Source organism: Acidithiobacillus marinus (assembly GCF_002847505.1).
GTDB classification, from domain to species: Bacteria; Pseudomonadota; Gammaproteobacteria; order Acidithiobacillales; family Acidithiobacillaceae; genus Acidithiobacillus; species Acidithiobacillus marinus.
In genome coordinates this window covers 36,045-55,402 of sequence record NZ_MXAV01000056.1, presented here as the reverse complement: position 1 = coordinate 55,402, position 19,358 = coordinate 36,045, and the positions used below count along the sequence as shown (strand labels likewise).

17 protein-coding genes are annotated in these 19,358 nt (G+C 56.5%); 10 read left to right on the top strand and 7 right to left on the bottom strand.

Annotated elements, in window-relative coordinates:
* Window positions 1-18: 18 nt before the first annotated feature.
* The 6 genes from B1757_RS14440 to def form a co-directional block, all read right to left on the bottom strand.
* A complete protein-coding gene (locus B1757_RS14440; RefSeq protein WP_101538987.1) occupies window positions 19-1,422 on the bottom strand; it encodes a sigma-54-dependent transcriptional regulator in 1,404 nt (467 codons plus the stop codon).
* Window positions 1,423-1,443: 21 nt separating this feature from the next.
* Window positions 1,444-3,660 (bottom strand): sensor histidine kinase, encoded by a 2,217-nt coding sequence (locus tag B1757_RS14435; RefSeq protein WP_101538986.1) that lies wholly within the window; start codon window positions 3,658-3,660, stop codon window positions 1,444-1,446.
* On the bottom strand, window positions 3,630-4,103 hold the full coding sequence (locus B1757_RS14430; RefSeq protein ID WP_253253883.1) for a DUF4390 domain-containing protein: 474 nt from the start codon (window positions 4,101-4,103) through the stop codon (window positions 3,630-3,632). The genes B1757_RS14435 and B1757_RS14430 overlap by 31 nt, the downstream gene beginning before the upstream one ends.
* 134 nt (window positions 4,104-4,237) lie before the next feature.
* On the bottom strand, window positions 4,238-5,536 hold the full coding sequence (gene rsmB, locus B1757_RS14425) for a 16S rRNA (cytosine(967)-C(5))-methyltransferase RsmB (RefSeq protein ID WP_101538984.1): 1,299 nt from the start codon (window positions 5,534-5,536) through the stop codon (window positions 4,238-4,240).
* Window positions 5,533-6,468, bottom strand: a complete 936-nt coding sequence (gene fmt, locus B1757_RS14420; RefSeq protein ID WP_101538983.1) for a methionyl-tRNA formyltransferase — start codon at window positions 6,466-6,468, stop codon at window positions 5,533-5,535. Before fmt ends, rsmB begins: the two co-directional genes overlap by 4 nt.
* The gene (gene def / locus B1757_RS14415) at window positions 6,461-6,964 is read right to left on the bottom strand and encodes a peptide deformylase (RefSeq protein WP_101538982.1); all 504 of its coding nucleotides are present in this window, start codon (window positions 6,962-6,964) and stop codon (window positions 6,461-6,463) included. Before def ends, fmt begins: the two co-directional genes overlap by 8 nt.
* Before the next feature lie 89 nt (window positions 6,965-7,053).
* Here def and B1757_RS14410 point away from each other — a divergent pair, with 89 nt between their 5' ends.
* The 10 genes from B1757_RS14410 (at window position 7,054) to B1757_RS14365 (ending at window position 15,699) form a co-directional block, all read left to right on the top strand.
* On the top strand, window positions 7,054-8,121 hold the full coding sequence (locus tag B1757_RS14410) for a LysM peptidoglycan-binding domain-containing protein (RefSeq protein ID WP_101538981.1): 1,068 nt from the start codon (window positions 7,054-7,056) through the stop codon (window positions 8,119-8,121).
* Window positions 8,121-9,218 carry a DNA-processing protein DprA gene (dprA, locus tag B1757_RS14405; protein WP_101538980.1) on the top strand — a complete coding sequence of 366 codons (1,098 nt, stop codon included), beginning with the start codon at window positions 8,121-8,123 and terminating at the stop codon, window positions 9,216-9,218. Before B1757_RS14410 ends, dprA begins: the two co-directional genes overlap by 1 nt.
* A 10-nt stretch (window positions 9,219-9,228) precedes the next feature.
* Window positions 9,229-9,666: a Smg family protein gene (locus tag B1757_RS14400; protein ID WP_101538979.1), complete on the top strand. Its 438-nt coding sequence runs from the start codon at window positions 9,229-9,231 to the stop codon at window positions 9,664-9,666.
* A gap of 3 nt (window positions 9,667-9,669) precedes the next feature.
* Entirely contained in the window at window positions 9,670-12,201 is a 2,532-nt protein-coding gene (gene topA, locus B1757_RS14395) for a type I DNA topoisomerase (RefSeq protein ID WP_101538978.1), read from the top strand.
* Entirely contained in the window at window positions 12,198-12,524 is a 327-nt protein-coding gene (gene fdxA, locus B1757_RS14390; protein ID WP_101538977.1) for a ferredoxin FdxA, read from the top strand. The genes topA and fdxA overlap by 4 nt, the downstream gene beginning before the upstream one ends.
* 30 nt (window positions 12,525-12,554) lie before the next feature.
* A complete protein-coding gene (minC, locus tag B1757_RS14385; RefSeq protein WP_101538976.1) occupies window positions 12,555-13,280 on the top strand; it encodes a septum site-determining protein MinC in 726 nt (241 codons plus the stop codon).
* Between the two features lie 18 nt (window positions 13,281-13,298).
* A complete protein-coding gene (gene minD, locus B1757_RS14380; RefSeq protein ID WP_101538975.1) occupies window positions 13,299-14,108 on the top strand; it encodes a septum site-determining protein MinD in 810 nt (269 codons plus the stop codon).
* A 1-nt stretch (window position 14,109) separates the two neighbouring features.
* Window positions 14,110-14,361 (top strand): cell division topological specificity factor MinE, encoded by a 252-nt coding sequence (gene minE, locus B1757_RS14375; protein WP_010640915.1) that lies wholly within the window; start codon window positions 14,110-14,112, stop codon window positions 14,359-14,361.
* A gap of 123 nt (window positions 14,362-14,484) precedes the next feature.
* Complete coding sequence (locus B1757_RS14370) at window positions 14,485-15,252, top strand: carbonic anhydrase (protein WP_101538974.1); 768 nt, start codon at window positions 14,485-14,487, stop codon at window positions 15,250-15,252.
* A 72-nt stretch (window positions 15,253-15,324) separates the two neighbouring features.
* The gene (locus tag B1757_RS14365; RefSeq protein ID WP_216360887.1) at window positions 15,325-15,699 is read left to right on the top strand and encodes a DUF805 domain-containing protein; all 375 of its coding nucleotides are present in this window, start codon (window positions 15,325-15,327) and stop codon (window positions 15,697-15,699) included.
* 115 nt (window positions 15,700-15,814) lie between these two features.
* Here the strand turns inward: B1757_RS14365 and B1757_RS14360 are convergent, their stop codons facing one another.
* Window positions 15,815-19,294, bottom strand: coding sequence for an FAD-dependent oxidoreductase (locus B1757_RS14360; RefSeq protein WP_101538973.1), 3,480 nt, complete (start codon window positions 19,292-19,294; stop codon window positions 15,815-15,817).
* Between the last annotated feature and the right edge of the window lie 64 nt (window positions 19,295-19,358).

Here is a 19,358-nt window from a genome sequence, read left to right as displayed (position 1 = left end):
GCCGGAAAGACTATCAGATCAATCCTCGTCTTCACCCTCATCGCCTACCCGGCGCTCCCCCTTCAGGGCAATATTGAGATTTTTCAGCTTGCGGTACAGGTGCGTACGTTCAAGACCGACCACTTCGGCGGTACGGGCAATATTCCAGTCATTCCGCGCCAGATGATATTCGAGAAAGGCGCGCTCGAAGCGTTCCCGGGCGCGTTTCAGGGTGCCGCCAAAATCTTCTTCATCAAAGCTGCTGTTGGCAAGGGCCATCCGGTTATCCAGACCGAGGGCACCCTCGATTTCCTCGGCACTGATTTCCGGGCCTTCCGCCAGAATCAGCAGGCGCTCGACCAGATTTTGCAGCTCGCGGATGTTACCGGGCCAAGGATAATGGTTGAGCACATCCATGGAATCGGGGGAGAAGCGCCGCCCGGGCAGGCCATCCCGTGCCCCATAAAAATGCACAAACTCTTCAATAAGTACGGGAATGTCCGGGGTTCTGGCCGCCAGTGGCGGGACGCGCAGGGGCAGGGCACTGAGGCGGTAGTAGAGATCACTGCGAAACTGGCCGTTTTGTACCGCCTGGGACAAATCCTGGGCACTGCCGGCAATGACGCGCACATCCACGGGAATCGGGGTGGTTCCGCCCACCCGGATGATGCGCTTTTCCTGCAGGGCCGAGAACAGGCGGGCCTGGGTTTCCAGATCCATATCGGCAATTTCGTCAATGAACAAGGTGCCGCCGTGCGCCACCTCCAGACGGCCACGAATCAGCTTGCCTTGGGTTTCGTTACCAAACAGCTCAATGGCCACATTGGGTCGGGCAATGGCCGCCGCCCGCAGGTCCACAAAAGGCCCCTGGGCCCGGCGACTTTGCCGGTGCAGATAGCGCGCCGCGACTTCCTTGCCGCTGCCAGCCTCACCCAGTAACAGGGCCCAGGAATCCACGGCAGCAACCCGGGTGAGTTGTTCACGAAACTGACGGATGGCGGTACTCTCACCGCTGGGCCGATCCACCCAGCCGGTTTGCGCGCGCAGATCGCGGTTTTCCCGCTGCAGACGGCTCGCCTCCAGGGCATGGGCCACGGTCAGCAGGGTTTTGTCCAGAGATAGGGGTTTTTCGACAAAATCATAGGCACCCAGCTTGGTGGCCTGCACCGCCGTTTCGATGGTGGCGTGGCCGGACATCATGACCACCGGCTGCTCCAGACCTGCGTCCGCCCAGCGCCGCAACAAGGTAATCCCATCTTCGCCCGGCATCCAGATATCAAGGAGCACCAGATCGACCATCTGGTCGCGCAAAAACGTCTCGGCAGCGGCGGCACTGCCCGCCGTTTCTACCTGATAGCCCTCATCTTCGAGAATATCTGCCAGGGTCTGGCAGATATCGGGTTCATCATCGACGATCAGAATCTTCAATCTTGCCGCTTCCATGCCACCTCCAGAAAATCCAGCTCAAACCAGGGGAAAATCCATTACAATGCGTGCGCCACCATTAAGGCCCTGATTGTCGGCCACAATCACGCCACCATGTTCTTCGACAATGCGACGGACAATGGCCAGCCCCAAACCTGAGCCTTTGACCTTGCTGGTCACATAGGGCTCAAAAACTCTTGCCAGCAGATCGGCGGGAAAACCGGGACCATCATCACTCACGCTCAACTCTAGCATCTTTGCTGGACCGCTGTCCGTCAAGCCGGTATGAATCACAATATGTTTGCCTGTCGCCGGGGTTTCTTCCTTGCCTTGCAGGGCGTCCAGGGCATTGCGCAGTAAATTGTTGAGAATCTGTCGCAGACGGTGCACGTCAGCCCGGACCGGCGGCAAATCCGCCCCCAGTTCGGCACGGATTTCTATACCATTCTCCTGGCCACGATAGAGGTCCATGACATCCAGAATCAACTGATTGATATCCAGCGGCCGCATTTCGATTTGCGGTTGCCGGGCATATTCGGAAAAGGCATCTACCAGCACTTTCAGGGCATCCACCTGATGAATGATGGTGCGTGTCGCCCGATCCAGGGTTTCTCCTTCGTCGCCCAGTTTTTCCAAGTACTTGCGCCGCAGCCTTTCGGCGGAAAGCTGGATGGGGGTCAGGGGATTTTTGATTTCATGGGCCAGGCGCCGGGCCACTTCGCTCCAGGCAGCGCTGCGCTGGGCAGAAACCAGGGTGCTGATGTCATCAAAAACCACGACAAAGCCCTTGCTGCCGGCGTCATCGGAAAATTGTGCACCATGCACAATCAGGGTTTGCGGACCATCGCTACGCTCCAATTGCAGCTCTTTCTGCATGGCGCTGCGCGGATGTTCCACCCACTCCGTCACCAGCTTCCAGAGGGGTTCGAGAATAGCCCCGTCCTGCAGTTCCGCCAGAGCACTGCCCCTGGCTAAATCTTCCTGCAAAATCTGGGCGGCGGCGGCATTCACCTCAGCCAGACAGTTTTCGCCATCAAAAGTAAGAATTCCGCTGGAGAGCTGGCCCAGCATGGTTTCCAGATAAAGGCGACGCTGTTCGGCCTGTTCCTGGGCGGCGGCAGCCTGCTGCTTGGCCCGGGCGAGTTGCCGGGTCATATTGTTGAAGGAGTGCAACAACACACCTAACTCATCCTGGCTGGCAATGGTCTGCAGGGGGATGAACTCGCCCCGGGCCACCGCCTGGGTACCCGCCGCCAGCCGGGCAATGGGTGCGGTCAGGCGCCGCGCCAGATGCAGGCCCATCCACACCGCAGAGAGCACCGCCAACAGGAGGGCCACGGCGAGACTGAGCTGAAAGGCCGTTTTCATGGGCTCACGCATCAGCATCAGTTGATGATATCGGGTATACGCCACCTGCACGGCTTCTGCTGCCTTGGTGAGTTGCTCCGGAATGGGCTGTTCGACATAGAGCATCCGGTTACTTTGCCCCAGATGGGGACTGAGCACCGGAATCAGCGCCTTGACCAGTAAACTGCCATCCGCTTCGGGTTCAATGTTGGCCGTGGGTCGGCCTTCTTCCATAGCCAGGATTTCCTGACGCGGCAAGCGTGGCGCCAGGGACAGGTTATTACTGCTGGTGGCAATAATCCGGTTGTCGCTAGAAAACAGGGTCACGCTGCTCAAATGGTATTGATCCCGCAGAGCAATGACGGTGAGGATGGCATTACTGTCCGATTCACCCACCAGCGCCTGGGCAATACTTTCGGCTGCCAGCAGCGTCGAATTGCGATACCGGTCAATGCCCGCCTTGGCCACATTCAGTGCCTGGTCCAGGGCGCTTTGCACAGCGGAACTGAACCAGGAATCGACGCCCCGGTTCAGATACTGCCAGGAAAACCCGAACACCACGGCGGCGGGCAGAAAACTGAGCAGGGTAATAATCACCACCAGACGGGTAGCCAGCTGACTACCCACCTCCCCGCGCCGCAGCCGAATCAGCAGCGCCACCACCGACACCAGTACCAGAATCAGTAAAAAGAGCACAATACCTGCTGAAATCACCAGCATGGGCACAAAATAACGGCTTAACGGCCCACCAGCACTGGTGAAAAAGTTGATCGCCAGAAAACCCAAAATGGCCAGAAGGAGTAAAATAGCTCCCCAGCGGGGACCCACCCGCTGCTTTTCCGGTGCCGCTCCGGCATTGAGGGCACGCAACCAGTTTCTCAGCTTGAAAGGGGGGCGCTGACGATCCATGGGGACTCCAGTTTCCAATGATCCAGAAGGGCGCGCAGGCGCAGCGGGAGCGGCAAGGCCTGAATATCCACATAAACCCGCAGGGCCACCTGGCCCCGCGCCGCACCCTGCTGCAAAGGCAGGATAAAGTCATGAATCTGTTCTAAAACACGGACCAGATCTTGCCAGTGATGGAAGAGGCGGAGCGCACCCGCGCCATTGCTCAAGGCATATTCATTGGTGAGCGGATAATAATGTATCTGCCAGCGCTCTTCCTTTTGGGCATGGGTTCCCAGCCCGGAAATGAAAGAAAAGGGCTCCGGCTCCCGCCATTGTACCTTGATGACCCAGATGATGGTCTGCCCCTGATCGAGGATGTCCTGCAGCAAGGCTTCCTTGCTGATCTGCACCTGGGCACTGATATTGACCCGGTTCATTTCCGGGATGGCCTGCAAATGTTTCACGTGAAACGCGGTGTCCGCCAACGCCCAGCCGGGGCCAAGGCAAAAAAACAAGCCCAGAACAAGGCTTGACCAGAAAGCTCGGTTCCCCCTGGCTGCGGTCCTTCCCCGGGCCATAGCGACAGCCGGCGAAAAAATCATTCGGCTTTTACCAGCAGTGCATAGTAAAAACCATCCATATCCTGCTGACCGGGCAAGTGCTGGCCGGTGAGGGGATGGTACTGCTGGCGGGCATCCTCGTGTCGCTCCAGAAAAGCGCGAATCTGCAGCAAATTTTCTTCCGGCAGAATCGAACAGGTCGCATATAGCAGACGCCCACCCGGACGCAGACAAGTCCACAAGGCGTCGAGGAGCTGGCGTTGCTGGGCTACGGCATGCACTACATCCTCTTCCTGCCGTCGCAGGCGGATATCGGGATGGCGGCGAATCACGCCAATACCCGTACAGGGAGCATCCAGAAGAATGGCGTCATAGAACTCGCCATTCCACCAACTCTGCGGCTCTCCAGCATCGGCTACCTGTAAGTGAGCAATAGCGCCTTGCCGGTAGAGCGCTTCCCGCACCCTCTGCAAACGCTCTGCAGAGCGATCCAGGGCATCCAGGCGGCGCGCGCCCACTGCCCAGAGATGGGCAGTTTTTCCGCCAGGGGCCGCGCAGGCATCCAGCACCCGCTCCTCACTCTGGGGTGCCAGTATATGAGCAGCCATCTGGGCGGCCGCATCCTGAACAGCCACCCAGCCAGCATCCCAGCCCGGTAGGGTGGCGACCGGAATACTTTCGGGCAGACAGAGGGCGGCTTCACTCCATTCGACCCCCCGACAGGACAAACCCTGGGCTGCAAGCGCCTCGCGATAATCTTCTGGACTGATCCGCAGGGTATTCACCCGCAACCAGAGCGGGGCCGGTTGATTATTGGCGGCGGCAATCTCCGGCCATTCCTCAGGGTAGGCCGCGCGCAGGCGTGCCGCCAGCCAGGCTGGATGACCCAGATCTGGATCGGCCAGCTGCCTTTCCAGGGCCTCGCGCTCACGCAGAAAGCGCCGCAGGACGGCATTCATCAATCCCTTGGCCCAGGATTTCTGCAGCGTTTCGACCATCTCTACCCAGTCGTTCACCACCGCAAAAGCGGGTCGTTGACCATGGCGCAATTCAAAGAGCGCCAGATGCAGCAGGAATCCCAGATCGCGGTCTTCTTCGCGCCAGCTTTTGCGCAGCAACAAGCCCGATAATTTTTGTAGTAACAGATATTCCCGCAAGGTCCCCAATACCAGCCACTGCAAGGTCGCCCGCTCCGGGCCACTGACCGGGCTTCCGGCCAGCGCCTGGTCAACTTTTTCGCCTTCATCCACAGCCGCCAGCACCTGAATGGCGGTGCGCCGCAGCAATGTCCCATCGGCCATACCGGTATTACGTTTCGGCGTTGTTTTTTTACTCATCCTAACGATTCTCCCCTGCTGGGATGATAGCCTCGGATAAAATCACCCGCCGCGAGCTTCCCTTTACCCGCCGGTTGCAAGAGCAATAATTCGAGCTGCCCTTTCCCGCAGGCTACCCGGAGGCTCTCCTTGTGAATGGCGGTAATACTTCCGGGGGGCAGGTCTGCCGGCTCGTCCAGAGGCCGCGCCTGCCAGACGCGCAGACTTTTTTCACGGAACTGGGTGTGGGCCACAGGGCTGGGATTGAAGGCGCGGATTTGCCGATCTAGTTGTGTGGCGGGCAACTGCCAGTCCAGCAAAGCTTCTTCTTTTTTGAGTTTACGGGCATAAGTCATCCGGCTTTCATCCTGCTGGACCGCCACGGAACGGCCCGCCCAGAGATCATCCAGCGCCTGGCGGAGGGCGGTCTTACCCAGCACGGCCAAGCGGTCATGGAGACTGGTCGCCGTGTCATCGGGATGTATGGGGCAAGTCAGCACATGCCGCACCGGTCCGGAATCCAGTCCGGCCTCCATCTGCATGATGGCCACGCCAGTTTCCGTATCTCCGGCGGCAATGGCCCGGGCGATGGGCGCCGCACCCCGCCAGGCGGGCAGGATACTGGCGTGGACATTGAGAGCACCGAAACGCGGAACATCGAGAATGGCCTGGGGCAGAATCTGTCCATAGGCCACCACAATCAAAAGATCCGGCTGCAAGCTGCGCAGCAGTTCCAGAGATTCCGGAGTTTTGCAGGACTCCGGCTGGAATACCGGGATACCGGCCTCCCGGGCCAGCTGCTTGACCGGACTTTCCTGCAAATGACGGCCACGCCCGGCGGGACGATCTGGCTGGGTGAACACCCCCACCAGGGTTTCCGGTCCGGCCAGCAATTCCTCCAGGATCATACGGGCGAATGCCGGAGTCCCCGCAAATACCAGGCGCTTACTCACTTTGCCGCGCTCGCTTTTCCGCCTTGCGGCGGATCAGATTCTGTTTAAGACGTGAGAGATGATCCACGAACAGGGTGCCGTTCAGATGATCAATCTCATGCTGTATGCACACAGCCAGCAAGCCATCCGCCTCCAGTTCAATGGTTTTTCCTTGCACTGTCAAAGCCCGCAGGGTGATTTTTTCCGCACGCCGGACCGTTTCCAGTACCCCCGGGACCGACAGGCAACCCTCTTTCATTTCTTCTTCACCACTGCGGGCGATAATTTCTGGATTTACCAGTACCATCAGATCATTGCGATTTTCCGAGACATCCACGACAATCAGTCGTTGTCCGGCCGCCACCTGGGGGGCGGCGAGACCGATACCCGGGGCGTCGTACATGGTTTCCGCCATGTCATCGGCGAGTTGCTGGACCTGTTTATCCACCCGGACGATGGGCTGCGCCATGTCCTTGAGGCGGGTATCGGGAAATTCGAGTATTTTCAGAAGGGACATATTACCACCAATTGATGTCAGGACTTTCCGGCAAAAAACGTATCTTGGACTAATACTATCCCTTGCGGAAGTCCAGTGGAGATCATTACATGCACAAACATAGATGGCGCACCCTTGTTTTCAGCCTCGGTATAAGCGCCCTGACCCCGGTCATAGCCCAGGCAGCACCTGCCAGCATACAACTGCGTACCCAGCAAACTTATACCGTCAAGCCCGGTGATACCCTATGGGGCATCGCTGGTCATTTTCTGGTACACCCCTGGCAGTGGCCGCAGATATGGCACAAGAATCCCTACATCAAAAATCCCAACCTGATTTACCCTGGCGATCGGATTGTGCTGCGCTATGGCGCCAATGGTGAGCCTGAGCTCAGCCTCGAATCACCCTTCAGCAGCGGCTCCCATTTTGTGGAACTGCGCCCGCAGATGACGTCAGAACCTGTACCTTCGGTGTCTACCGGCGAAGTCATGCCCTTTCTGGGCAGCCCCGGCGTCATCGCCAGTAAAAAAGACTTCGCCAAACTGCCCTATCTGGCAGCTGCGGCCAAGCAAAGGCCTACCTATGTGACCGGCAATACGCTGTACACCGTCGGATTGAAAAATGTCGCTGTTGGCAAACACTTCCAGATTGTCGCTCTGGGGCCGGAGTTATTCCAGGCCAAAACCCATCGCTCTTTGGGTTTTGCTCTGGAAGATCTGGGCGAAGTGACGGTCACCCAAAGCGGCCACCACGCGGCGGTGCAGATCACCAAAGTTCACCGGGAAATTGATCTGGGTGAACGCCTTGTGCCTATGGCTAAAACCGCTATCCCCCATTATTTTCCGAGCGCACCGCAACAATCCATAGAAGGACACATCATCGCGCAACTGGAGAGTAATCCGGCGCTCACCGTTGGTCAGGTCGTCGTCATCGATCAGGGCAGCGACAATGAACTCAAGCTCGGTAATATCCTGCAAATCCAGCGTGGCGGTGCGGTAGCGCGCAATGCCGTTACCGGCAAGCCCTTTGCCCTTCCCGCCCAGACCATCGGTAGCCTTATGGTTTTTCGTTTGTTCCCGCACGTATCTTATGCGGTGATCACTACGGCCAGTCGTGACATCACTGTGGGGGATGAAATCCACAGTCCCGGTCAGACTACTGCTTCTGCAGCAAAATAATGTCTGATGCGGCCTGGTTGGCGCTCTGCCGAATATCCGGTCTGGGACCCCTTCGGCAGCAGGCCTTACTGGCGCGTTTCACCACGGCCGCCGCCTGTTTTCAAACGGGTGCCAGTATGTTGCAGGACCTGAGCTTGTCGGCAAAACAAATTCAGGCCCTGCAAAAGGAACCTGAAGATTTGCTCACGGCTGCCGATTGCCGCTGGCTGAATAGTCCAGATACGGATTTATGTCGCTGGACGGATGCTGACTACCCGCCCTTGTTGCGACAAATCCCTGACCCACCACCACTCCTGTTTATCCGTGGTCAACGTTCCTGTCTGGGACAGCCCATGCTTGCCATTGTCGGCAGTCGTTCGGCCAGCGCGAGCGGGGCTATCACGGCGGAGGCTTTTGCCCGCAGTCTGGGAGAATCCGGCCTGTGCATTACCAGCGGTCTGGCCCTGGGCATTGATGCGGCAGCCCATCGCGGTGCTTTGGCCAGTGGCACCGTAGCAGTCCTGGGCACGGGCGCTGATCTGATTTATCCCCGCGCCAATCTGCAACTGGCCCATCGCCTCATCGAGCACGGCCTGATTATCAGCGAGCAAGCTCCTGAAACCGGTCCCCATAGCGGTCTTTTTCCGCGCCGCAATCGCATCATCAGCGGCCTCAGCCTGGGCGTACTCATTGTCGAGGCGGCCGAAAACAGCGGTTCGCTGATAACCGCCCGACTGGCCATGGAGCAGGGGCGAGAAGTGTTTGCAGTTCCAGGCTCAATTCATTCTCCTTTATCCAGAGGCCCCCATCGTCTGATTCGCGAAGGCGCCAAACTGGTGGAAAGTGCTGAGGACGTGCTCAGCGAGCTGGGTCCGCTTTATGGAGCCTTACGTCAGGCGCGGCCCGTTGCAGCTCCGGATAACTGGACACCTGAAGACCCCCGCCAGGCCCGGGTTTGGGCCGCTATGGACTTTGATCCGCTGAGCGCCGAAGAAATTGCCACGCGATGTGGATTGACGCTGGGCGAGCTTTCGGCCATCCTCTTGGAAATGGAAATATCAGGTTATCTTACGGCCAGCCCCGGCGGCCGGTTCTGTCGCCTCCCTCCGGTATCCTGAAGGCTCTGGCATGGAAGACGTTATAGACATTATCAGTTACCTACTGGACCATCTCGACGACGAGGATGACGACGTTATCGAAGATCATCTGCGTGCGGTGGGTTTTCCCGATGCGGATATTCAACGCGCCCTCGACTGGATGGAAGGTTTTGCCGTGGAAGAGCAGGACGACACCAGTCCCCGGGCCTTGCGCGCCTATCATCCCTATGAACTGCAGAATCTTTCCGTAGCGGCGCGGGGGCAACTGCACGACTGGGAGCGCCTCGGCGTGATCAATGGCGCCATGCGGGAACGCATCATTGATCGCTTGCTGGCCCTCGATCTTGAGGATATGGATATGGAAACCCTCGACTGGGTAGCCTTCATGGTCATGGCCAATGATCCTGGCCCTGAAGCCTATTGGGTGGATGCCTTGTTGGATACCGACGGAACCCGGATACTGCACTGATCTATGGCTCATCAACTCGTCATCGTTGAATCTCCCGCCAAAGCCAAAACCATCCAGAAATATCTGGGGGATGATTTTGAGGTGCTGGCTTCCTATGGACACGTTCGCGATCTGCGCCCCAAAGAAGGGGCTGTTGATCCCGAACATGATTTTGCCATGCGCTACGAAGCCATTGAACGCAATGAAAGGCATGTAGAAGCCATCATCAAGGCACTGCGCAAAGCCGACAAGCTCTGGCTCGCCACTGACCCGGACCGCGAAGGTGAGGCGATTTCCTGGCACCTGGTCGAGCTTCTGCGGGAACGCCAGCAACTGGGTAAAAAGCCGGCGCAGCGCGTGGTTTTCCACGAAATTACCAAAAAGGCCGTTCAGGAAGCCATCGCCAATCCCCGCGAAATTGCCATGGACCTGGTCAACGCCCAACAGGCCCGCCGCGCCCTGGATTATCTGGTGGGCTTCAATTTATCGCCGTTGCTGTGGCGCAAGGTGCGTCCCGGTCTTTCAGCCGGGCGTGTACAAAGTGCGGCCCTGCGCTTGATCTGCGAACGGGAAGATGAAATTGAAGCGTTTGTCAGCCAGGAATACTGGACCATTGCGGCACGCCTGCAACACCAGGACAGCGACTTTGCCGGCCGGCTGACCCACTGGCAGCAGAAAAAACTCGAACAGTTTGATATCACCCGGGAGGAGCAGGCCGAAAGCATGCGCCAGGAGATGGAAGCCGACATCCTGCGGCAACCCCTGCAGGTGCGTGAAGTCGAGCGTAAAAATCGCCAGCGTCAGCCTGCGGCGCCATTTACCACTTCCACCCTGCAGCAGGAAGCCTCGCGCAAGCTCGGTTTCAATGCCAGCCGGACCATGCGCGTAGCCCAGCAATTGTATGAAGGCATCAATATCGGCAGCGAAACCGTCGGCCTCATCAGTTACATGCGTACTGATGCTGTCAATCTTTCAGAAGAAGCCATTACCGAGATTCGCGGATTCATCGGCCATCAGTACGGGGATGAATTTGTCCCCGAAAGCCCGCGTCGCTACAAAACCAAAACCAAAAATGCCCAGGAAGCCCATGAAGCCGTGCGCCCCACGGATATCACCCGCACCCCCGACAAACTGCAAAACATTCTCGACAAGGATCTCTGGCGCCTGTATGACCTGATCTGGAAACGCAGTGTGGCCTGTCAAATGGCCGCCGCCCGTCTGGACATGGTCGCCGTGGATATGGATGCCGGCACCCACTGGACCTTGCGCGCCAATGGTTCCACCGTTACTTTTCCAGGATTCATGGCGGTGTATCAGGAAGGTAAGGACGAGAACGACGAAGACGATAACCATCGGCTTTTACCACCCCTGAAAAAAGGCGATCAACCCCAGGTACATGGCATTGATCCGGAACAGCATTTTACCGAGCCGCCGCCGCGCTACAGTGATGCTACCCTGGTGAAAACCCTGGAGGCCCATGGCATTGGTCGGCCTTCCACTTACGCCAGTATTATTCAGACCTTGCAGAATCGCGAATATGTGGAAACCGAGCAGCGCCGTTTTCGTCCCACCGATCTTGGTCGGGTAGTCGGCCGTTTTCTCTCCAACCACTTTGAACGCTATGTGGATTATAATTTTACGGCGGGCATGGAAGACCAACTGGATGCCATCTCCCGAGGGGAAAAACAGTGGCAGCCGGTGCTCAACGAATTTTGGGGCCCCTTTCGCGCCTTGCTGGACGAAAAAGCCAGCGTCAGCCGCGCCGAAGCGACCAGCGAGGCCCTGGATGAAGCTTGTCCCCAATGCGGCAAGCCCCTTTTCCTGAAGCTTGGTCGGCATGGTCGTTTTGTGGCCTGTTCCGGTTATCCTGATTGTAATTACACCCGCCCTGTGGACGGGCCTCGTGAAGCTCCCGAGCCGGTGGGCCGAGACTGTCCGGACTGTGGTAAGCCTCTGGTTTACAAGACAGGACGCTATGGACGATTTATTTCATGCAGTGGTTATCCCGAATGCAAGCATATTGAACCTCTGACCCAACCAAAATCTTCCGGTGTCGCTTGCTCTCTCTGTGGCGAAGGTGAGCTGGTGGAAAAACGCAGCCGTTATGGCAAGGTGTTTTATTCCTGCAACACCTATCCTAAATGTACGTATGCTGTTTGGGGTCCACCCGTTGCCAAAGCCTGCCCGCGTTGTGCTTGGCCCATCATGATCGAAAAAAGTGGCAAGCGGCTGGGCGAACAACTTGCCTGCCCACAGCCTGAATGTGGGTTTCATTTTCAGGTGACGGCGAGCGAAGCCGAAATCGCCGACCTCCTGGCAAATTACACCCCCCCGCCGCCCCGGGAAAAACGTGCCACGCCCGCAAAAAAAACAGCACCAGCACGTAAAGCTCCCAAGAAAGCGGCGAAAAGTACTGCCAAGGAAACCAGCACCACTACCGGGGCCAAAAAATCGGCCTCACGAAAATCGGCAAAGACGACAGCCACCACCGAAAAGGACAAATCCGCAAATCCCGCGCCACGGAAGCGCGCCAGCAAAAAAGTAACCAGCGCATGACTTACGTTGTCACCGAAAACTGTATCCAATGCAAATATACGGACTGTGCCGAAGTGTGTCCCGTCGAGTGTTTTCATGAAGGACCCAATTTTCTGGTCATTGATCCCGACGAATGTATTGACTGTGCCGCATGTATTCCCGAGTGTCCGGCCGATGCCATTTTTGCCGAAGATGAAGTCCCCGAAGACCAACGGGATTTCACCGCCATCAATGCCGAGCTGACCAAAAAATGGCCCGTTATTTTACGCAAGAAAAGCGCCCTGCCCGATGCCGAGGCCTGGAACGGGAAGACCGACAAACGACCCCTTCTGAAAGAGGCGTAAACAGACCCCATGAAATGTTTCACGTGAAACATGTCAGCCAAAATACCTGACCAAGACCATCCTGCACCAGCCCCTCTCCGTATAAGTGGGGGTGTATTTACGCTCTCGGTACTGGAACTGGACCAACAGGATCCCGCCTTGCTGAAGGCACGCATTGATGAAGAACATCGTCGCCACCCTTCAGCAGTCGCTTTTCACCAGTCCTCACCTTTAGTGCTGGACCTTCGCGCCACTCCCGAAGCTGGTGCCCTGACAGAAATCATCACCGTCCTCCGGGAATCAGGATGGTTGCCCGTAGGCATACGCAATGCCTCGGCTACGCAACAGGCACTAGCCCTATCACTGCATTTGCCCCTATTAAGGGGACAAGCGCAGGCATCACCCGCAGAGGCACCCGCCCAAAATATCTCTCCGCCAGCCGATGTGCGAGGCGGATTGCTGATTGATCATCCCGTGCGCAGCGGCCAACGTAATTATGCCCGCAACGGCGATCTGGTTTGTTTGGCGACGGTCAATGCCGGTGCGGAAATCATTGCCGACCGCAATATTCACGTCTATGGACCGCTCCGGGGCCGCGCTCTTGCGGGCGTTAATGGCGATGAAAATGCCCGTATTTTCTGTATGTCCCTGGAGGCGGAACTCGTCTCCATTGCCGGTTTGTACCGGACCCTGGAACGCGACCATCCCCTCTGGGGAAAAGCCGCACAGATTTACAGCCGGGATGAGCAACTGCATATTACCCCCTTAAATTCATAATGATCGGGAGAAACAAACGTGGCCAAAATAATTGTCATCACATCCGGCAAAGGTGGGGTAGGTAAAACCACCACCAGCGCAGCTTTTGCCAGCGGTCTGGCCTTGCGCGGCTTTAAAACCGTGGTCATCGATTTTGATGTGGGTTTGCGTAATCTCGATTTGATCATGGGTTGTGAGCGCCGGGTGGTGTACGATCTCATCAATGTCATTCAGGGTGAAGCCAAACTCCAGCAAGCCCTAATCAAAGACAAGCACTGCGAAAACCTCTATGTGCTCCCCACCTCGCAAACCCGGGACAAGGACGCACTCACCGTGGAAGGCGTCACCAAGGTCATGGACGAACTGCGTCAGGACTTTGACTATGTGGTATGCGATTCTCCGGCAGGTATTGAATCCGGCGCGCTCATGGCCCTGTATCATGCGGATGAAGCCATTGTCGTGACCAACCCCGAAGTTTCTTCCGTACGCGACTCCGACCGTATCCTTGGAATTCTGGCCGCACGCTCCCGCCGCGCCGAACAGGGCGAAGAGCCGGTCAAGGAGCACTTGCTTCTCACCCGCTATTCACCCAAACGGGTGGAAGAGGGAGAAATGCTCTCGTTGGAGGACGTCAAGGAATTGTTACGTACGCCGCTGCTGGGGGTCATTCCAGAATCAGAAGTCATACTACAAGCCTCCAATCAGGGGATTCCCGCCGTCCATATGGGCAATACCGATGTAGCAGAAGCCTACAAGGATGTGGTCGCCCGCTTCCTTGGTGAAGAAAAACCCCTCCGATTTATTCAGGCTCCGAAAGTGGGGTTTTTCAAGAAACTGTTTGGAGGCTGATATGTCCATATTAGATTATATTCTCGGTTCCCGTAAAAAAACGGCCAATGTGGCCAAAGACCGTTTAAAGCTCATTCTTGCCCATGAAAGAGAGGAAGGGGGCCCTGATTTTTTGCCCGCCCTGCAAGAAGAATTACTGACGGTGATTGCCAAATATATTCCAGTAGATAAAAACAACATCAAGGTCAGCATGGAAAGAAAAGGTGACTTTGAAGTTCTGGAGCTGAATATTCTCTTTCCTGACCAGCATTAAGAAATTTGCACTAAACAAGTTGGCCTGCATGGCAAGTGCCAAACAAATAGTTTACCCGCAGTCCGCATGAAAAGCTGGCAGGCCAAACCTGCTTAAAATCTCTTTTAAAACCAAGGAGTCATCATGAACGATGCATCTAAAAAACCGATTGAATTGGTAGCCACCACAACTGCAAAAAAAGCAAAAAAATCTGACACGAACTCGCGGCGCCAATTCTTGCAAGCAATGGCTGTAGCATCAGCAGGCGTCGCACTACCTGGTGTGGCTCTGGCAGAAACAGCAAAACCTGTGTTAGACCAATCGCCCGAACCCGTTAACATTGATACACCAGAGGCAGCACTGGCCGCTTTGATGGACGGTAACCGCCGCTTCAGGTCCGGGAAAATGGTTTCCTGCAAGGCACCCATCGGTGTGCTGCTGGAAGAAACTGTCAACAGACAAACACCCTTTGCAGCAGTCCTTTCCTGCTCAGACTCCAGAGTGCCTATTGAGTCCATATTTGATCAGGAATTGGGACGCGTTTTCGTTGCCCGCGTTGCTGGCAATATCGCGACCCCGGAAATGGTAGCCAGCCTCGAGTATGGTGTGGCCGTCCTTGGCACCAAGTTGATCATGGTAATCGGTCATAGTAACTGCGGGGCAGTCAAGTCGGCAATGACAGATTTCGATGCGCCCGGTCAAATCACTTCACTCTATCAATTTATCCGTCCAGCAATCCAGGAGTCTGGCCAGCATCTTGGTGCAGCCATCCATGATAACGCGAGAATTCAAGCAAAACTGCTGGCGAAATCCTCACCTCTCCTAGCGAAAAGCATTTCCGAGGGTACTCTTCGAATCGTCCCTGCTTACTACAGCCTCGCCACGGGTGAAGTAACGGTTCTCAAAGCCTAAAGAAGCACCCTTTTCCAGACCAGCATTGATTTTGAATATGGTGGTACCACTACAATTTCAGGAGAGAGTCTCATGCGGATGGTCAATGCGTATCTCAATGTCATCCAGAATAATTACTTCCAGTTTCAAGGACGGATGCATCGGGCGGAGTTCTGGTGGTTTGCCCTGATGAATTTTTTGGTCGCTCTGGGTATAATTATCATCATTATCATGTTACTCAAGATGAAAAATACCGGTATCATCCTTTTGGGTATTTATTATCTGGCATTATTGCTACCAACCCTGGGTGCCCAGGTCAGAAGATTGCATGATATTGGCCTGTCAGGATGGTGGCTGCTTATCGGACTGGTGCCCTATGTAGGCGGCATTGCCTTGCTGATCATGGAAATTTTACCGTCAAAGCCGAGCGGTGAAAAATATGGTCCCTATCATGATTCCGTAGCTTAATTGGTCCTAGCTCCTTTTCGAAAAAAGTCACATTAAACTATATTTCCAGCCTGCGCTTACACACAGGCTGGATAAATTGCAATATCAGCGCAACAAAATTTGAACGCCATACTTCCTATGCGCGCAAATGATCCAGCCACTGGCTCGAAATCCGTTCCAGCAAGCGATTCTGACTTTGTCTGGCGGTAAGATTATCCAGATCCACCCAGGCTAAGGGTTGGTCCTGGCCGGCGCAGGAAAATACCGCTTTGGTGCGTTTGCCGGTTTCCGGATCAATTTGCCACTGCAAACATTGGGCGCAGACGCCTTTAAGCATACACTGCATGGGGCTGCCTACCGTGGCTACCGCTTCCAGGTCTGCGCGGAAGAAATGACCCAGAGTTCCCTTCAGTGCTTGCTGGAAACCCTTCAGCAAACCGGTGGAGCCCATGACCATCAGGCGATCCACCTGCGCGAGTGAAAGCCCGAATGTTAACGCCTGTTGACCAGGTAGTTCACCGGCACCGTAAGCCCGTAATAACTCGACCATATCACTGGCTTCCACGCTCAGGTCCTGGGGGCGATGGCTCTCGATGAGAGGACCGCTACCCGTACACCAGATAATCTGATCGGCCGCCTCTTCCAGTTCTGCCTGATTATCCAGTTCGCTGGCCTTTCCCAGGGCGGCGACATACAGAACCCGATTACCCGCAGCACGCAGCGCGGGACCGATATCCAGCATGACCGCAGCACCCCAGCGTCCCGCCACCACCAGAATGGTTTTATCCTGGGGAATATCGGTGGGGGCGCCGGTGGGGCCCATCAAAATCAGAGGATCTCCCGGCTCCAGACTGCCCACCAAACGCGGACCCGTCCCCCACTGCAAGACCATCAGGCGAATGGCATCACCCTCCACGCCGGCGCCACTGACCGTCAAGACGGGTATCTGCAAACGGGTGCCCTGGAGCACCGGGCTATGCGTCTCAAAAGTCTGCAGGCGGAAAAACTGACCCGGACGGAAATTGCGTGCGGCCAGGGGTGCCTTGATCCACATTTCCGTCACCGCCGGATTACTGCGGTCCACGCGCAGTACCCGCATGCTCAGAAGATCCCGGAGGGATTCCTGAAAGGCGTCCAGTCCTTCTGCACCCTTCGGAGCAAGGACGGCCAGGCTTTGCATGACCTGGGGATAACTAGCCTTGGCGGAAGCAATAGCCTTGACGACACTGCCATGAAATACCGGGTGGGTATCGCCGATAAAGCTGACCCGATGGGATTGCGCATCGGTATAGGACGTAAATGGTCCGGATTCTGGTGCTTTGCAGTGTTCGGCCACCTGCACCGCTTGCAGGGCACTCTTGCCGTGGGCCACATGGGTCTGGAAGTGATCGCCGTCCAGTTGCAAAGTGCCGGGATATTCCCTTTCGTAAATGGTGTTGGGGACAGTCCCTGCCGCAATGAACACGGCCCGGGCGGACAAGCGGACTTCCTGATCACTGCTCAACCAACGGCCTTCGGCCTCGCGCATCTGCCGGAAAACCATCTGGGCAATGTGCCCATAGCCATCCAGTTCCGCCCGCAATGGGTCCAGACCTTCGGCGTAGTACAGCCCTTCTTCCATGGCCTTGATCAGTTCTTCATGATTGCGGGTATAGGCCGGAGACTGGCGCATACCCTTGCGATAGGCCAGGGTGACCCCACCCCAGGACTGAATCAGCGGCACAAAATCCGGAGCTTCTCCGGCTGTCTGGGCCCGCGTCCGTTCTTCACGGACCAAACGCCCGTGGGCGAGAAACTCTTCCATAATTTCCGTATCCTCGGCAGAAAGTCCGGCGCGCATTTTCTCTTCGCCCAGGCGCTGGCACATCTGTTCATAGCGGTCCAGGACTTTTTCCACCTGACGGATGTAATAGGCCTGCACTTCGGTGGCCGTATCCACTGCGGTGAGTCCACCGCCAATGACCACGGCGGGCAGACGCACCTGCAAATTGGCGAGGCTGCTCTTTTTTCCGGCACCGGTCAGTTGCAGAGCCATGAGGAAATCGCTGGCCTGACGCATGCCCCGCGCCAGACTTTCTCCCATGGGCACCACCCTGGGCAAACCCGCACCAGTGGCAATACACACATGATCAAAACCCAGCGACCAGGCATCTTCCAGGGTGATGGTACCGCCCAGACGCACGCCACCGAAGATCTGAAAGCCAGGACGCCGCGCCAAGGTCAGATAAATGAGTTTGAGAAAGTTCTTGTCCCAGCGCACCGTGATGCCATATTCGGCTACACCGCCAAAACCCAGCAAAATCCGGTCATCCAGATCTTCCTGCAAGGTGTTCCAGTCACGAATGGGTGCGCTCAGCCAGGCCTCGGGGAGGGGTTCGATTTTCAGGCCGTCAATACCCACCACGGCGCAGCCTTCCTGAAGCAGATGATGGGCCATGGTGAAGCCCGCCGGGCCCATGCCCGCCACCAGCACCTTGCGGCCATTGTAAGGTTGTGCAGCAAATTGTACGGCCCGCAGAGGATTCCAGCGGGTCAGCAAATCATAAATCTCAATGCCCCAGGGCAAATTCAGAACATCCGTAAGAATCCGGGTTTCAATCTGGGGAATATTGACGGGATCCTGCTTCTGATACACACAGGCTTTCATGCAGTCATTACAAATCCGGTGGCCGGTGGCCGGAACCATGGGGTTGTCCACCATGGCCATGGCCAGTGCAGCGAGGTTCAGGCCATCGCGCTTGAGTATCTGCATTTCCGAGATTTTTTCTTCGAGAGGGCAGCCCGTCAGCGTCACGCCCAGGGGATCGACCTTCAGACCCAGTTCCGGGACGCCCTTTTTCTCAGGAAAACCCCGGGAACAGAAATCACCATCATGATCGTGGCAATACAGACAATAATGGACTTCACTCTGGACACTGCGCGAGTCCATGCGTAAATCCGTCAGATGGAAGCTGTCGCGGCGACGCAGGGTACCATCCGGCGCCACGTAGGGAGCTCCCGGTACCTGATCCAGTTTTTTCAGGGGCACGAGGGCTTCATGGTCCACCCGTTGCGGCAGCCTGAAACTCGACCAGCCCGTCACCGCCAAGGCTGCCTGGGGATTCTGCAAAATCAGGGCACACCATTGGGTCAGGCGCTGTATGTCCTCGGCATGGACGCTTTCATCCTGGAGCCATTGTTCGCCGAGTCGGGAAATCGCCCATTCCCGGTCTTCCTCGGGCCAGGCCCGTTGGCGAATCTGACTATCCAGCCACTGATCCAGATCGGCAAAGGTTTCGGGAAATTCGCCCCGATAGCGACGGGCGCGGCGCAGCACAAAATGTTTTTTGAAATCCATGACCACATCATGGCTGCGGGTTTGCGCCTGCAATTCGGAGACTTCTTTCTCCAGGCTGAACAGGCCGGCAATGAACTTTTCCAGATGGGGGGCGAGCTGCAGCAGGAATTCGCTTTGTTCCTTGCTGGCCGGGAGCACACCCTGGGCACGGTAGGTGCACAGCGCATCGGCCAGCTCCGGGTCAGAAGCCTTGAGATTCTGCAGAAACACCTGATCGAGGCGGGCAATCCCCGCATCTGTAAAAAGTTCTTTATATTCAAAACCTACTAGATTCAGCACCCTATTCTCCCATTCGCGCAGGCCCAAATAGGTGGCCCACTTTCATCAAACTGTCACATTTTGC

Coding starts and splice junctions, on each gene's coding strand:
- B1757_RS14440 (WP_101538987.1), bottom strand. CDS start 1,422: ATGGAAGCGGCAAGATTGAAGATTCTGATCGTCGATGATGAACCCGAT.
- B1757_RS14435 (WP_101538986.1), bottom strand. CDS start 3,660: ATGGATCGTCAGCGCCCCCCTTTCAAGCTGAGAAACTGGTTGCGTGCC.
- rsmB (WP_101538984.1), bottom strand. CDS start 5,536: ATGAGTAAAAAAACAACGCCGAAACGTAATACCGGTATGGCCGATGGG.
- def (WP_101538982.1), bottom strand. CDS start 6,964: ATGTCCCTTCTGAAAATACTCGAATTTCCCGATACCCGCCTCAAGGAC.
- B1757_RS14410 (WP_101538981.1), top strand. CDS start 7,054: ATGCACAAACATAGATGGCGCACCCTTGTTTTCAGCCTCGGTATAAGC.
- dprA (WP_101538980.1), top strand. CDS start 8,121: ATGTCTGATGCGGCCTGGTTGGCGCTCTGCCGAATATCCGGTCTGGGA.
- B1757_RS14400 (WP_101538979.1), top strand. CDS start 9,229: ATGGAAGACGTTATAGACATTATCAGTTACCTACTGGACCATCTCGAC.
- topA (WP_101538978.1), top strand. CDS start 9,670: ATGGCTCATCAACTCGTCATCGTTGAATCTCCCGCCAAAGCCAAAACC.
- fdxA (WP_101538977.1), top strand. CDS start 12,198: ATGACTTACGTTGTCACCGAAAACTGTATCCAATGCAAATATACGGAC.
- minC (WP_101538976.1), top strand. CDS start 12,555: ATGTCAGCCAAAATACCTGACCAAGACCATCCTGCACCAGCCCCTCTC.
- minE (WP_010640915.1), top strand. CDS start 14,110: ATGTCCATATTAGATTATATTCTCGGTTCCCGTAAAAAAACGGCCAAT.
- B1757_RS14370 (WP_101538974.1), top strand. CDS start 14,485: ATGAACGATGCATCTAAAAAACCGATTGAATTGGTAGCCACCACAACT.
- B1757_RS14365 (WP_216360887.1), top strand. CDS start 15,325: ATGCGGATGGTCAATGCGTATCTCAATGTCATCCAGAATAATTACTTC.